Origin of the sequence: Streptomyces canarius, assembly GCF_014650735.1 — a bacterium.
Lineage (GTDB): Bacteria > Actinomycetota > Actinomycetes > Streptomycetales > Streptomycetaceae > Streptomyces > Streptomyces olivaceoviridis.
In genome coordinates this window covers 61,085-75,448 of the sequence record NZ_BMVN01000027.1, presented here as the reverse complement: position 1 = coordinate 75,448, position 14,364 = coordinate 61,085, and the positions used below count along the sequence as shown (strand labels likewise).

Genomic DNA, 14,364 nt, shown 5'->3' with positions numbered 1-14,364 from the left:
TCTACGGATGTAGAAGACGGGTGTAGAAAGAGGGGGTGGCCACAGACCGACGTACTCTCCTCGCCGACACGGCGATCACCGTGCTCGCCGACAGCGGCATGCGCGGGCTGACGCATCGCGCCGTGGACCGCGCCGCCCAGCTCCCGCCCGGCACCACCTCCGCGTACTACCGCACCCGGCAGGCCCTCCTCACCGCGCTGGTCCGGCGTCTGGTGGCGCTGGACCAGGCGGAGCTGGAGGAGAGGGGCGCCGCCACGCCCGTGCCGCGGACCGCCGACGAACTGACGGCCGGCATCGCCGCGCTGGTCGCGCAGCGACTCACCGGTGAGGGGCGCCGGCGCTCCCTCGCCCGCTACGCCTGCGCCGTCGAGAGCGCGCACCAGCCGGAACTGCGCGAGATCCTCGTGCCGCGCGAGAACCAGGGGCGGCGGGTCGTGCGCGCCTTCCTCGCCGCGCAGGGCGTCGCGGACCCGGAGGAGCGCACGGTGACCCTGCTGACCTGCGTGGACGGGCTGGTCTTCGACCGTCTGGTGCACGGCGGGAGCGTCCGGGAGGAGGAGATCCGCGGCCTGGTCGCGGGCGCGCTGCGCTGAGCCGTACGACGACGGCGCCGGACCCTCCTCGGCGCTCACCGCGCGGGGGCCCGTCACGTCACGGAGGCACCGCGCGCAGCGCCCGCAGGACCGCCCAGACGACCGAGACCAGTGGGACCGCGACGACGGCGCCGATCACCCCGGCGACGATGCTGCCCGCGATGACCGACACGGCCACGACGAGCGGATGCAGCCGCACCGCCCAGCTCATCACCACCGGATGCAGCACATGCCCCTCCAACTGGCCGATCACCACGATCAGCACCAGCACGCCGGCCGCCGTCAGCGGACCCCGCCCGGCGAGCGCGACGATCGTGGCGACCCCCAGCGCCACCGGCGAGCCCACCAGCGGCACGAACGCCGCGAAGAACTCCAGCAGGGTCAGCGGCAGCGCGAGCGGCACCCGCAGCACCAGCAGGACCACCCCCACCAGGACGGCGTTGGTGGCGGCCACGATGATGATGCCGCGCGTGTAGCCCGCGAAGGTCCGCCAGGCCGCCCGTCCCGCCCGGTCCCACACGGGGCGGGCACCGCTCGGCAGCAACTGGTCCCGCGCCCAGCTCCACAGCTGCTCGCCCGAGTGCAGGAAGAAGACCGAGGCGAACAGCGCCAGCGCGGCGCCGGTGACCAGCTCCACCACCCGGCCCAGCTCGCTGACCGCGCTGCTGAGCAGAGCCGCCCGGTGTGTGGAGACGTAGTGCGTCACCTGGCGCTGGAGCCCGGCGAACGCGTCGGCACTGAGCCGGAACGGCGGCCGGTGCAGCCACTCCTCGATGCGGTGGACACCGCCCCGGAACTCGTCCGTCAGCCGGGCGGACTCACCCGCCACCGCGCTGCCCACCAGCGCGAGCAGGCCCAGCAGCAGCACCAGACTGCCCACCAGGGCGATCGCCACGCTCAGCGGCCTCGGCAGGAACCGGCTCAGCAGATCGGTCGGCGGGCGCAGTACGGACGTCACGACCAGCGCGAGGAACAGCGCGACGGCGATGAGCTGGAAGCTGCCGAGGAGGCTGAAGACGCCGTAGACGACGGCCCCGACGAGGATCAGCCGCCAGGCGTAGGCCGCGGCGACCCGCAGCCACGGCACCGTCCGCTCGGCCGGCGGCACCGGCGGCTTGGGGCGGGTCACGGACGGCGGCCGAACGGAGTACGCCGGCCGGCTGCCCGGCACCGCGCGCCCGGCCCGGCGCCCGCCGCCCGGCCGGGCCACCCGTCGGCGCGCGTCGCCCACCACCGCTCCCACCTCCGCTCCGCCCTGAGAGGCACCCCCGCTGACAGCCGGTCACCTCCACAGCACCGTAAGCACAGGACGCGGAAGGGGCGCGCCGAGCGCACCCCCGCGGTGGGAGGGCTCGCGCTCGCGCTGCTCGCGGTGCTCAGTCCGCGGCGGTACGGGCTGGACCAGGCCGGGGTCCGGCGGCTGGTGCGGTTCCGGGCGGCCCGTCGTGCACGGCACCGTCGGCCGGGGCGGGCAGGCCGTCACCGAGCACCGGGGGCTCCTCGCTCCGGCGGTAGCGGACGATCGCCTTCCCGAGCTCGATCCGTTCCGGTTCGGGAAGCGTGCCGCCCTGGGCGTAGGCCAGGATGTGCTCCGCGACCGTGCGCAGCTTGACGTTCGTGCGCTGGGAGACGTCCCGCAGCACACGCCAGGCCTCCTCCGGGGCGATCCCCCCGAGGACGACGACGGCACCGATCGCCTGGTCGATCACGGCGTGCGAGGTCACGGCGCGCTGAAGCTGCCGGTTCTCTTCCTGCAATCGGTGGTACTCCGACGTCAGCTCGGTGGCCGAGAGCAGGACCAGCGGCTGGTGCCGGGAGAGGGCGAAGAAGGCCATGGAGCACCTTTTCGGGTGGGGGGCGTCACTGCTACGCCTGCCCCCGGTGGGCGCTTGCACACGCATTGAACCAGCCCCGCGCACCCCGGTCACGCTGTGCGCGCGGTGCGGCGCACCCCGCCCAGGACACCCGCCACCCGGCGCCGTCCCGACGGCTGCGAGCCGGCCCCTCGTGGGCCCGGTTCCCCGTCGGCCCGCTGCTCGTCACTCGGTGTGGTCCCGGCTCCCGGCCGGCCCGGCCCCGCCCGCGACTGCTCCGGCACCTGGGTCAGTCCGACCTCCCGGTGTCCTGGACCGCGCGCTCCACCGGCAGCAGTTCGCGGATGTCGGCCGGCAGTGCCCCGTCCATCCGCTCGGTCAGCTCCGGCGCGAGGGCGGCGTCGAGTACCTCCATCACGGCGGCGGCCTCCCGCAGCGCCGTCTCCTCGTCGGTGCCGGCCCGGACGGCGACGCGTCCGGCGAACGCCGTCAGCCCGAACCGCTCGGCCGCCGTACCGGAGTCCGGCCCGGCGGACGCGTCGACCGCCTCCCGCATGGCCGCCGCCATGTCCGGCGGGAGCTGGGCGGCCACATGCCGGGCCAGCCCGGCCGGCAGCCGTTCCGCCAGCGTGGCCACGACCGCGTGCGCGGCCCGCTCGGCCGTCCCCCGGTCGGGCAACTGGGCCAGCGCCTGCACCTTTCCGATCATCTCGTCGTGCCGCATGAGACCGGTCCCTTCCGCACGAAGTGCCGACGGTACGCCCGCCCGTCCCCCGGCGTAGCGGCACCGGGCGAGTACCCCGCACCTGCCGGACTACGAGCGGCCGTCACCGCCGCGGTCCGGCCTCAGCTCTCCGTGGTCCGCTGGGTCCACGTCCACGCGTACTGGAGCCAGTCCGCCACGGTCAGCGCGCCGAAGCCCCCGCACACCAGCCGGGTGAGCCGGGGCGACGCCGCGTAGGAGCACACCAGCGCCCCGGTGGTCCAGGCGGCGACGCAGAACGGGCAGGACACCAGGTCACCGACCGCGCGCCGGAGGCCGTCGCCGCGGGGCTCGTCCATGACCTCGCTCGCCTCGCCCTCGTCCGCGCGCCGGGTGAACGGCGCCCGCAGAAAGCTGGTGATCTTGTCCTTGGCCAGGACCCGCGACGTCTTGTACGCGGCGGCGCCCAGCAGCGCGACGTCCCAGGGCGGCACCTGCTGCGGCAGACGGACACCCCGGCGCCGGGCCAGCAGCGCGAAGGTGCCGGTGCCCGCCAGGAACACGGAGGCGAGGGCGGCATAGCCCCCCAGGGGGACCTCGTCCTGGTCGTCGTAGCGTGCGGCGTCCGTGGCCATGCGATCTCCCAGCCTCGCGGTGCGTCTTGCGCCCTGCCCAGGGCGCGCAACGAGTTCCCCGGTCGGTGGTGCCGACACGTGACGTTCCGGTCCGCGGGGAGTATCGTATTCATCGACTGATGAATTACTGCTCTCGACGAGGAAGGGCAGAACCGCCATGGAAAAGACCACCTGCTGTGTCGTGGGGGGCGGCCCCGCGGGCATGGTGCTCGCCCTGCTGCTGGCCCGGGCCGGGATCGCGGTGACCGTGCTGGAGAAGCACGCCGACTTCCTGCGCGACTTCCGCGGCGACACGGTCCACCCGTCGACCCTGGCGCTGCTGGACGACCTCGGTCTGGCCGGGGAGTTCGCCCGGCTGCCGCAGCGCCGGGTCCGCACCGTCCAGCTGCCGCTGGGCACCGGCCGCTCGCCGGTCACCGTGGCGGACCTCTCCACGCTGCCCGGCCCCCACAACTACGTGGCGATGGTGCCCCAGTGGGACCTGCTCGACCTCCTCGCCGACCAGGCCCGCCGCGAGCCGTCCTTCGAGCTGAGGACGAACACGGAGGCCACCTCCTTCATCGTCGAGTCCGGACGGGTCACCGGGGTGCGCTACCGCGGCTCCGACGGCCGCACCGGCGAACTGCGCGCCCTCCTCACCGTCGCCTGCGACGGACGCGGATCACTGGCCCGCGCCCTGCCCGAACTGGGCCTGCACCACTTCACCTGCCCGATGGACGCCTGGTGGTTCCGCCTGCCGCGGCGCGAAGGCGACCCGAGCGGGCTCGTCGGCGGCGCCGGTGAGGGCTTCCTCACCGCGATGATCGACCGCGGTGACTACTGGCAGTGCGCCGCGCTCATCCCCAAGGGCACCGACGCCGAGCGCCGCGCCGCCGGCCTGGACCGCTTCCTCGCCGCCTTCGCCGAGGCCGTCCCCTGGATCGCCGGCCGGACGCACACCCTGCGCTCCTGGGACGACGTCAAGCTCCTCGACGTCCACCTGGACCGGCTGCGCCGCTGGCACCGCCCCGGTCTGCTGTGCATCGGCGACGCCGCGCACGCCATGTCCCCGGTCTTCGGCATCGGGATCAACCTCGCCGTGCAGGACGCCGTGGCCACCGCCCGCCACCTGGTCGGGCCCCTGCGCCGGGGCACCGTGGGGCTGCGTGACGTACGCGGTGTGCAGCGCCGCCGCCGTCCCACCACGGTCGTCACCCAGGCGCTGCAACGGGCGGCCCACGCCCGCGTCATCGCGCCGGTCCTGAGCGGCCGGCCGCCCCTGGGCGGCGCGCAGCGGGCCCGGCGCCTCGCGGGCCTGCTCGGCGACGCGCCGTGGCTGCGCCGCCTCCCCGCCTACTTCATCGCCTACGGCGCCCTCCGGGAGCGCCCGCCGGAGGAGGCGGTGCGCCGGCGGACGGCGGGGGGACGCCCCCGGTGAGCGCGTGGGGCGCGAGCGGGTTCTCCCGGCGAGTGGGTCACGTCACATATGACCTGGTACGCACCCCCTCCCGGCCGTGCCCGGCGCGGGGCTACCGTGGCGGGGAGCCCCTGTACCCCCTCGCACCTCGGACGGCCCGGCTGTGCTCACTGATCTGTCCCCCCTGATAGCCGCGACGGCACGCTGGCTGACGGTCGCCTACCCGCCGTGCGGCGGCGCGCTGGCCTCCGCGCTGTGCGAGGCGCAGGCCCGGCAGGCCGTGACGGTCGCCGCCTGGCTGCGGTACCCCACGGCGATCGACGCCGGCCTCGTCACCCTGGCGGGCCCCGGAGGCGCGGCCCGCCTCGACTGGATCGCCGGCGCCGAGCGGGCCGGCGAGCACCCGGCCGAGGACTGGGCCTGGCGCACCTGGGTGGACGAGGTCGTGGCCAGCTGGGCCGCCGCCCTGCTGACCGACCCCGAGCTGGCCGAGCTGGCCGTCGCCGCACTCGCCGGGAGCGAGCACGCCGCGACGCCGACCGAGTTCCGCCGGCTGCTCACCCCCGACGACGGCGACCGCGGCGCGGCGGCCCTGCTGCGCCACCCCGACCTGCTGTGGCCGGTGGCCGAGCTGCACCACGACCAGCTCGTGGACCGCCTCGCCCCCGGGGAGACCCTCGCGGCCTGAGACGGCGGGGCCGGCTCGCCGGCACCGTACGACACCGGCCGGGCCCCGGTGTCATGCGCCCCGCCCAGGGGTACTCGCGCAGCCGATGCGGGAGCCGCCCGTCGCGGGAAGGGCCCGGCCATGACCTTCAAGAACCCCGTCCAACGCGGCGGCCCGCGCCGCGGCCGGTTCGAGCAGCTCGCCGAATACGCCTCGAACTTCACCAGCTCACCGCTGTTCTTCCTGTTCTGCCTGCTCTTCGTCAGCTTCTTCGTCGCCTCCCACGTCGCCCAGCTGCCGCTTGAGGTGCTGCTCCTCGCGGGCGAGTCCATGACGGCGGTCACCCTGCTGCTCCTGGCCCTGCTGAAGAACTCCGAGATGCGCGCCGAACACGCGATCCAGCGCAAGCTCGACGCGATCGCCGCCGCCCTGCTGGAGGCGCACCAGGACAACCGGAGCCAGGCCTTCGAGGATCTGCGGAATGCCATCCGGATGGAGGAAGAGACCTGACCGGGGCCGGCGAAACGCCGCAGCGGTCCTTCCCGGCACCCGGGCGAGCGACGACCATGCCGTGTCATGAACATTCTGCTCGTCGCCAGCGCGTTCAACAGCCTCTCCCAGCGCCTGTACGCCGAACTGTCGGACCTCGGGCACCAGCCGGACGTCGTGCTCGCCGCGCAGGGCCCCGACCCGGTCCGGGCCGCCGTGCGCGAGCTGCGCCCCGACCTGATCGTCGCGCCGATGCTCAGGACGGCCCTGCCCGAGGACGTGTGGCGGGAGCACACCTGCCTGATCGTGCACCCCGGCCCGCCGGGTGACCGGGGCCCGTCCTCGCTGGACTGGGCCATCGCCGACGGGGCCGAGCAGTGGGGCGTGACCGTGCTCCAGGCCGAGGCGGCGATGGACGCGGGCCCGGTCTGGGCGGCCGAGCCGTTCCCCGTACCCCCCGTCGGCAAGAGCGACCTCTACCGCAACGAGGCCTCCGACGCAGCCGTCACCGCCGTCCTGACGGCCGTACGGCGCTACGCCGACGGCGCGTACAAGCCCCTGCCGCAGACCGACGAGTCGGTCACCGTCGTCTGGCGCGACAGCTTCCGGCAGCAGCGGCGGCGGATCGACTGGGAGCACGACGACACCGACACGGTCCTGCGCAAGCTCCGCGGCGCCGACTCCCAGCCCGGCGTCCTGGACGAACTCCTCGGCCACGAGGTGTTCCTGCACGGCGGGCACCCCGAGGACGAACTGCGCGGCCGTCCCGGCGCCCTGCTGGCCCAGCGCGCGGGCGCCGTCTGCCGGGCCACCCGCGACGGCGCGGTCTGGATCCCGGAACTGCGCCCCCGCAGGAACTCCGGCGACCCGGCGCCTTTCCGCCGCCCGGCCGCCTCGGTCCTCGCCGCGTACCGGCCCGGCCTCGCCCTCCCGGAGGTCCCGGCCCCACCGGACCTCCCGCCCGGCCGGCGCACCTGGACCGACATCCGCTACCGGCAGCACGGCGACACCGGCTTCCTCGCCTTCTCCTTCCCAGGCGGCGCGATGAGCACCGACCAGTGCCGCAGACTGCTCGCCGCCTACACCGAGGCGCTCACCCGCCCCACCCGCGTCCTCGTCCTCGGCGGCACCCGCGACTTCTTCTCCAACGGCATCCACCTGAACGTCGTCGAGGCGGCCCCCGACCCGGCCCAGGAGTCCTGGACCAACCTCAACGCCATGGACGACCTCGTGGAGGCCGTGCTGCGCACCACCGACCGGCTGGTGGTCGCCGCGCTCGGCGGCAACGCGGCGGCCGGCGGCGCCATGCTGGCCCTCGCCGCCGACCAGGTGTGGTGCCGCACCGGCGTCGTCCTCAACCCGCACTACCGGCGCATGGGCCTGTACGGCTCCGAGTTCTGGACGTACACCCTGCCGCGCCGCGTCGGCCCGGATGAGGCCGAGCGGCTGACGACCCAGGCCCTGCCGGTCAGCGCCGCGACCGCCGCACGGCTCGGCCTCGTCGACCGGCTGGTGCCGGCCGCGCCGCGGGACTTCACGGCCGAGGTCGAGCGACTGGCGACCGGGCTCGCCGCCGCCCCGGACCTGGACCGGCGGATCGCCGCCAAGGCCGCGGCCCGCGCCGCCGACGAGCGGGAACGGCCCCTCGCCCGCTACCGGGAGGCGGAACTGGCCCGCATGCACGCCCTCTTCTTCGACCCCGAGGCCCCGTACCACGCCCTGCGTGCGGCCTTCGTCCGCAAGGCCCCGGGCGGCTCCGCCCGGCCCCTCGCCCCGGCCGCCGGAGGCACCCGATGACGCCGCGCCTGCTGGTGGCCGGCGTCGGCAACATCTTCCTCGCCGACGACGCCTTCGGCCCCGAGGTGATCCGCGCACTGGAACACCGCCCGCTGCCGCCCGGGGCACGGGTCCACGACTACGGCATCCGCGGCCTGGACCTCGCCTACGACCTGCTGTCCGGCTGCGCCACCGCCGTCCTCGTCGACGCGGCCCCGCGCGGGCACCGCCCCGGCACCCTCTCCCTGATCGAGGCCGAACCCCCCGACGGGACCGTCGCGCCCGAGGCCCACGGCATGGACCCGGCGAAGGTGCTGGCCCTGGCCGCCCACCTGGGGGACGAGCCCCTGCCCAGGGTCCTCGTCCTCGCCTGCGAACCCGGCGTCCTGCCGGGCGGCGACGACCTCCTCCCCGGTCTCAGCGCGCCGGTGCGGGAAGCCGTCGACCGGGCCGTCGACGCGCTGCACGCGCTCGTGCCCGCCCTCCTCACCGACCCCGCCGGCCCCCTGCCCCCGTTGGGCTGCCCGGTGGAATCCGGGACCCCGCACCCGGCTGCGCTGCCCGGCACGGCGCCCCAGGCGGCCGAAGATCGGTGAGACCCCCGGGCCGCACCGGACGCGGCCCGGACACCACCGCACCCGAGGAGCAGCGCCCATGTGCCGGTCCGACGTCAAACAGGCCGTCCTGGCGAAGAACGACGGCCTGGCCGCGAGTCTGCGCGACGACCTCGCCCGGCAGGGCGTCACCCTGGTCAACCTGCTGTCCAGCCCGGGCAGCGGCAAGACCGAACTCCTCGCCCGGGTGCTGGCCCGCGCCGGGGAGCGGGGCGTCCCGGTGGCCGCGCTCACCGCGGACCTCGCGACCGAGAACGACGCCGTCCGGCTCGCCCGGTCCGGCGCGCCCGTCCAGCAACTGCTCACCGACGGGCTGTGCCACCTGGAGGCCCGCCAGGTCGGCGCCCGGCTGACCGGCTGGCTGCCGCCGGACACCTCGGTGCTGTTCGTGGAGAACGTCGGCAACCTGGTCTGCCCCGCCGCGTACGACCTCGGGGAGACCCTGCGGATCGTGCTGATGGCGGTCACCGAGGGCGAGGACAAGCCGCTGAAGTACCCGACCGCGTTCGGCTCCGCCCACCTCGTCGTGATCACCAAGACCGACCTCGCCGGACCGGCCGGCTTCGACGAGAGCCTCTTCCACGAGAACGTGCACCAGGTCAACCCGGGCGTGGAGATCATCCGCTCGTGCGCCCGCACCGGCACCGGCGTCGGCGCCCTGCTCGACCGCGCCCTCGCCGCCCGCGACGGCGCCCCGCCGCACCGCCCCCCGCTCGCCCCGCACCCGCACCACCACCCCGCCTCCGCCCCCACCTCGTGACCGCGCCCGTCACCCGCCCGGTCCGCCGCCGGATCACCGTGCGCGGCACGGTCCAGGGCGTCGGCTTCCGGCCCTACGTGCACCGGCTGGCCGCCGGGCTCGCGCTGACCGGGTTCGTGAGCAACACCGCGGACGGCGTCCTCATCGAGGTCGAGGGCCCGCCGGACGACGTGGACCGGTTCGCCGGCCGGCTGACCGAGCAGCCGCCACCGCTCGCGACCGTGACCGGCGTCGGCTGCGAGGACGTCCCCGCCACCGGCGCCACCGGCCCCTTCACCATCCGCCCCACCGAGCGCTCCCCGGGCCGCACCCAGCTCCCGCCCGACACCGCGACCTGCGCCGACTGCCTGCGCGAACTCGCCGACCCAGGCGACCGCCGGCACCGCCACCCCTTCGTCACCTGCACCCACTGCGGCCCCCGCTTCACCATCGCCACCGGGATGCCGTACGACCGGCCGGCCACCACCATGGCCGGCTTCCCGATGTGCCCCGCCTGCGCCCGCGAGTACGGCGACCCGGCCGACCGGCGCTTCCACGCCCAGCCCGTCGCCTGCCCCGACTGCGGCCCGCGCCTCACCCTCGTCCCGGCCGCGGGCCTCGGCGTCCGCCCGGCCCGGGACGCGCAGGCCCTCGCGACGGCACGGGCGCTGCTCGCCGCCGGGCGCATCGTCGCCGTCAAGGGCGTCGGCGGCTACCACCTGGCCTGCGACGCGACCGACGCCCGGGCCGTCGCCACCCTGCGCCGCCGCAAGGAGCGGGGCGGCAAGGCCCTCGCCGTGATGTGCGCCGACCTGGAGACGGCGGAACGCCTCGCGGTGCTCTCCGCCGCCGAACGGACCGCGCTCACCAGCGCCCGCCGCCCCATCGTCCTGCTGCGCCGCCGCACACCCCCGGACGGCGTCCGCCTCGCCGACCAGGTCTGCCCGGACAGCCCGCACGTCGGCCTGCTGCTGCCCTACACCCCCGTGCACACCCTGCTCCTCGGCCTGCCCGGCGACCCACCCGGCCCCCGGGTCCTGGTCATGACCAGCGGCAACCGCTCCGGCGAGCCCATCGTCACCGACGACGCCGAGGCCCTGACCCGGCTGGCCGGACTCGCCGACGCCTGGCTCACCCACGACCGGCCCATCGCCTCCCCCTGCGACGACTCCCTGCTGCGCGTCCGGCCCGACGGCACCGAACAGGTCCTGCGCCGCTCCCGCGGCTACGTCCCCCGCCCCCTGCGCCTCCCGCTCCCGGTCCGCCCCACCCTCGCCACCGGCGGCGACCTGAAGAACGCGCTGTGCCTGGGGGAGGGCGACCAGGCCTGGTTCGGGCCGCACATCGGCGACCTCGGCGACCTGGCCGGCCTCGCCGCAGCGGAACGCGCCGAACGGCACCTCACCCTCCTCACCGGGGTCACCCCCCGGCTGGCCGCCGCCGACCGCCACCCCGGCTACCACTCGACCCGCCGGGCCGCCCGGCTCGGCCTGGGCGAGCCGGTGCTGGTCCAGCACCACCACGCCCACATCGCCTCGGCGATGGCCGAACACGGTCTCGACGGCCGTACACCCGTGATCGGCGTCGCCTTCGACGGCACCGGCTACGGCGACGACGGCACGGTGTGGGGCGGCGAGATCCTGCTCGCCGACTACACCGGCTACCGCCGCCTGGCCCGGCTGACCCCCGCCCCGCTGCCCGGCGGCGACACCGGCGTCGCCAACCCCTGCCGGCTCGCCCTGGCCCGGCTGTGGGCGGCGGGACTGCCGTGGGAACCCGGACTGCCGAGCGTCGAGGCGTGCACCGAGACCGAACTCGCCGTGTTACGGCAGCAGTTGACGCGCGGACTGGCCTGTGTGCCGACCTCCGGCATGGGCCGGCTCTTCGACGCCGTGTCCTCCCTCGTGGGGCTGTGCCACCGCGCCGGCTACGAGGCACAGGCGGCGCTGGAACTGGAGGCGGCGGCGCTGAAGGCATGGGACGCGGACAACGGCGCCTACCCGTTCGGCCTCACCCCGCTGTCCGGCATCGGGGGCGTGACCCCGTGGCGCCGGTCGCCCGGCCGGCGGATCCCGGCGGCCGGCTGGGAGATGAACCCGGCCCCCGTCCTGCGCGCCCTGCTGCGCGACCGGGCCCGCCACACCCCCGTTCCCGTCCTGGCCGCCCGCTTCCACCGGGGCGTCGCCCGGGCGGTGGCGCACCTGTGCCGCCGGACCCGGGCACGGACCGGCCTCACCACCGTCGCCCTCACCGGCGGCGTCTTCGCCAACGCCCTGCTGGAGGAGGAGACCGCCGCGCTGCTCACCACGGCCGGCCTCACCGTCCTCCGGCACGGCGAAGTCCCCCCGAACGACGGCGGTCTGGCACTCGGCCAGCTGATGGTCGCGGGAACAGCAGCCCACCACGAGACGGAGTGACCCATGTGTCTGGCAGTGCCCGGCAAGGTCGTGTCCATCGACCACCGTGCCGACCCGCTCACCGGCCTGATCGACTTCGGCGGCGTACAGAAACAGGCGTGCCTGGAGTACCTGCCCGACATCCAGGTGGGGGAGTACGTCATCGTCCACGTCGGTTTCGCGCTCCAGCGCCTGGACGAGGAGTCGGCCCGCGCGTCCCTGGAGCTGTTCGGTCAACTGGGGCTGCTGGAAGAGGAGTTCGGTGACGCCTGGGAGCAGGCGGCACGGCAGGAGAGCGGGACGGAGACCCGGTGAAGTACATCGACGAGTTCAACGACCCCGGTCTGGCGCGCCGGCTGCTGGACGAGATCCACGCCACGGTCACCCGGCCCTGGGCCCTGATGGAGGTCTGCGGCGGCCAGACCCACTCCATCATCCGCCACGGCATCGACCAACTCCTGCCCGAGAAACTGGAGTTGATCCACGGCCCCGGCTGCCCGGTGTGCGTGACCCCCCTCGACGTCATCGACAAGGCCCTGGAGATCGCCGCGCGCCCCGACGTCGTCTTCTGTTCCTTCGGGGACATGCTGCGCGTGCCCGGAACCGACCGCGACCTGTTCCGGGTCAAGGGCGAGGGGGGCGACGTACGGGTCGTCTACTCACCGCTGGACGCCGTGGAGCTGGCCCGCAGACACCCCGACCGGCAGGTCGTGTTCTTCGCCATCGGCTTCGAGACGACCGCCCCCGCCAACGCCATGGCCGTCCACCAGGCCCGCCGCCTGGGCCTGGCCAACTTCAGCCTGCTGGTGTCGCACGTGCGGGTCCCCCCGGCGATCGAGGCCATCATGGCCGCCCCCGCCTGCCGGGTGCGGGGCTTCCTCGCCGCCGGGCACGTGTGCAGCGTGATGGGCACCGCCGAGTACCCGGACCTCGCCGCCCGGCACCGCGTCCCGATCGTCGTCACCGGCTTCGAACCGCTGGACATCCTCGAAGGCGTCCGGCGGGCCGTCCACCAGCTGGAACGCGGCGAGCACCGGGTGGAGAACGCCTACCCCCGCGCCGTGCGCGACCAGGGCAACCCGGCGGCCGTCCGCATGATCGAGGAGGTCTTCGAGGTCACCGACCGCAACTGGCGGGGCATCGGCAGCATCCCGGCCAGCGGCTGGCGGCTGTCCGAGGCGTTCCGCGCGTACGACGCCGAGCACCGGTTCGACGTCACCGGCATCCGCACCGAGGAGCCCGCCGTGTGCCGCGCCGGCGACGTCCTGCAAGGGCTGATCAAACCCACCGAGTGCGCGGCGTTCGGCACGACGTGCACCCCGCGCACCCCGCTCGGCGCCACCATGGTCTCCAGCGAGGGCGCCTGCGCGGCCTACTACCTGTACCGCAGGATGACCGACAGCCCGGCACCACAGGGATCCCGTATCCCGCGCGAGGAGATGAACCCCGTTGGCTGACCTCGCCACCACGGACACCGCCCCCGTCGACCCCGCGAACTGGACCTGCCCCGCACCCCTGCGCGACCAGCCGGTCGTCGTCATGGGCCACGGCGGAGGCGGCGCCCTGTCGGCGGAACTGATCGAGCAGGTCTTCGCCCCCGCCTACGGCAACCCCACGCTCGCGGCGCTCACCGACTCGGCCGTCCTCGGCCTCGGCGGCGCCCGGCTCGCCTTCTCCACCGACTCCTACGTCGTACGCCCCCTGTTCTTCCCCGGCGGCAGCCTCGGTGACCTCGCCGTCAACGGCACGGTCAACGACCTGGCGATGAGCGGGGCCCGGCCCACCCACCTCTCCGCGGCCTTCATCTTGGAGGAGGGCGTGGAACTGGCCGTCGTCGAGCGTGTCGCCCGCGCCATGGGCGACGCGGCCCGGGCCGCCGGCGTCACCATCGCCACCGGCGACACCAAGGTGGTCGATTCCGGGCACGGCGACGGCGTCTACGTCACCACCGCCGGCGTCGGCCTGGTCCCCGACGGGGTCGACATCCGCCCGCAGCGCGCCCGGCCCGGCGACGCCGTCCTCGTCAGCGGACCGATCGGCCGGCACGGGGTGGCCGTCCTGAGCGTCCGCGAGGGCCTGGAGTTCGGCGTCGAGATCACCTCCGACACCGCACCGCTCGCGGACCTGGTGGCCGCCATGCTGGCGGTCACCCCGGACATCCACGTGCTGCGCGACCCCACCCGGGGCGGCCTCGGCGCGTCCCTCAACGAGATCGCCCGCGCCTCCGGCACCGGCGTACGGCTGCGGGAGCGGGCCGTGCCGGTCCCGGAGGAGGTCGCGAACGCCTGCGGCTTCCTGGGCCTCGACCCGCTGTACGTCGCCAACGAGGGCCGGCTCGTCGCCTTCGTGCCCCCCGAGCACGCCGAGGCCGTCCTGGCGGCCATGCGCGCCCACCCGCAGGGCACGGGCGCCGCCCTCATCGGCGAGTGCGTCGCGGAGCACCCCGGCATGGTCGTCGTCGCCACCGGCCTCGGCGGCACCCGGGTGCTGGACCTGCCGCTCGGCGAGCAGCTGCCCCGGATCTGCTGAGACCGCCCCCGGC

The 14,364-nt window shown here is 75.3% G+C and carries 15 protein-coding genes; 11 read left to right on the top strand and 4 right to left on the bottom strand.

All coding sequences use genetic code 11. The features are described 5' to 3' along the window. Positions 1-35: 35 nt before the first annotated feature. A complete protein-coding gene (locus tag IE294_RS30560; RefSeq protein ID WP_189891427.1) occupies positions 36-593 on the top strand; it encodes a TetR/AcrR family transcriptional regulator in 558 nt (185 codons plus the stop codon). Between the two features lie 58 nt (positions 594-651). Here the strand turns inward: IE294_RS30560 and IE294_RS30555 are convergent, their stop codons facing one another. From IE294_RS30555 to IE294_RS30540, 4 genes are all read right to left on the bottom strand, one after another. Then, complete coding sequence (locus tag IE294_RS30555) at positions 652-1,824, bottom strand: AI-2E family transporter (protein WP_373315869.1); 1,173 nt, start codon at positions 1,822-1,824, stop codon at positions 652-654. 145 nt (positions 1,825-1,969) lie between these two features. Further along, positions 1,970-2,428: an ANTAR domain-containing protein gene (locus tag IE294_RS30550; RefSeq protein WP_189891424.1), complete on the bottom strand. Its 459-nt coding sequence runs from the start codon at positions 2,426-2,428 to the stop codon at positions 1,970-1,972. A gap of 268 nt (positions 2,429-2,696) precedes the next feature. After that, positions 2,697-3,131 carry a DUF2267 domain-containing protein gene (locus IE294_RS30545; protein WP_014670594.1) on the bottom strand — a complete coding sequence of 145 codons (435 nt, stop codon included), beginning with the start codon at positions 3,129-3,131 and terminating at the stop codon, positions 2,697-2,699. Positions 3,132-3,253: 122 nt separating this feature from the next. Then, positions 3,254-3,745 carry a DUF1360 domain-containing protein gene (locus IE294_RS30540; RefSeq protein WP_189891422.1) on the bottom strand — a complete coding sequence of 164 codons (492 nt, stop codon included), beginning with the start codon at positions 3,743-3,745 and terminating at the stop codon, positions 3,254-3,256. A 157-nt stretch (positions 3,746-3,902) separates the two neighbouring features. On the opposite strand from IE294_RS30540, the gene IE294_RS30535 reads away from it, so the two are divergent. The 10 genes from IE294_RS30535 to hypE all read left to right on the top strand — a co-directional run bounded on the left by IE294_RS30535 (position 3,903) and on the right by hypE (position 14,351). Beyond that, entirely contained in the window at positions 3,903-5,162 is a 1,260-nt protein-coding gene (locus tag IE294_RS30535; RefSeq protein ID WP_189891420.1) for an FAD-dependent oxidoreductase, read from the top strand. 142 nt (positions 5,163-5,304) lie between these two features. Next, the gene (locus IE294_RS30530) at positions 5,305-5,829 is read left to right on the top strand and encodes a hypothetical protein (RefSeq protein WP_189891419.1); all 525 of its coding nucleotides are present in this window, start codon (positions 5,305-5,307) and stop codon (positions 5,827-5,829) included. 120 nt (positions 5,830-5,949) lie between these two features. Then, positions 5,950-6,318, top strand: coding sequence for a hypothetical protein (locus IE294_RS30525; protein WP_189891417.1), 369 nt, complete (start codon positions 5,950-5,952; stop codon positions 6,316-6,318). A gap of 66 nt (positions 6,319-6,384) precedes the next feature. After that, entirely contained in the window at positions 6,385-8,094 is a 1,710-nt protein-coding gene (locus IE294_RS30520; protein WP_189891415.1) for a hydrogenase maturation protein, read from the top strand. Further along, positions 8,091-8,669, top strand: a complete 579-nt coding sequence (locus IE294_RS30515; protein ID WP_189891413.1) for a hydrogenase maturation protease — start codon at positions 8,091-8,093, stop codon at positions 8,667-8,669. The genes IE294_RS30520 and IE294_RS30515 overlap by 4 nt, the downstream gene beginning before the upstream one ends. 58 nt (positions 8,670-8,727) lie before the next feature. Then, the gene (gene hypB / locus IE294_RS30510) at positions 8,728-9,447 is read left to right on the top strand and encodes a hydrogenase nickel incorporation protein HypB (protein WP_189891412.1); all 720 of its coding nucleotides are present in this window, start codon (positions 8,728-8,730) and stop codon (positions 9,445-9,447) included. Then, positions 9,444-11,843: a carbamoyltransferase HypF gene (gene hypF, locus IE294_RS30505; protein WP_189891410.1), complete on the top strand. Its 2,400-nt coding sequence runs from the start codon at positions 9,444-9,446 to the stop codon at positions 11,841-11,843. Before hypB ends, hypF begins: the two co-directional genes overlap by 4 nt. A 3-nt stretch (positions 11,844-11,846) precedes the next feature. Next, entirely contained in the window at positions 11,847-12,137 is a 291-nt protein-coding gene (locus tag IE294_RS30500; protein ID WP_132784482.1) for a HypC/HybG/HupF family hydrogenase formation chaperone, read from the top strand. Then, positions 12,134-13,279, top strand: coding sequence for a hydrogenase formation protein HypD (gene hypD / locus IE294_RS30495; protein ID WP_189891408.1), 1,146 nt, complete (start codon positions 12,134-12,136; stop codon positions 13,277-13,279). The genes IE294_RS30500 and hypD overlap by 4 nt, the downstream gene beginning before the upstream one ends. Continuing rightward, positions 13,272-14,351 (top strand): hydrogenase expression/formation protein HypE, encoded by a 1,080-nt coding sequence (gene hypE, locus IE294_RS30490; protein WP_306433479.1) that lies wholly within the window; start codon positions 13,272-13,274, stop codon positions 14,349-14,351. Before hypD ends, hypE begins: the two co-directional genes overlap by 8 nt. Positions 14,352-14,364 lie beyond the last annotated feature (13 nt).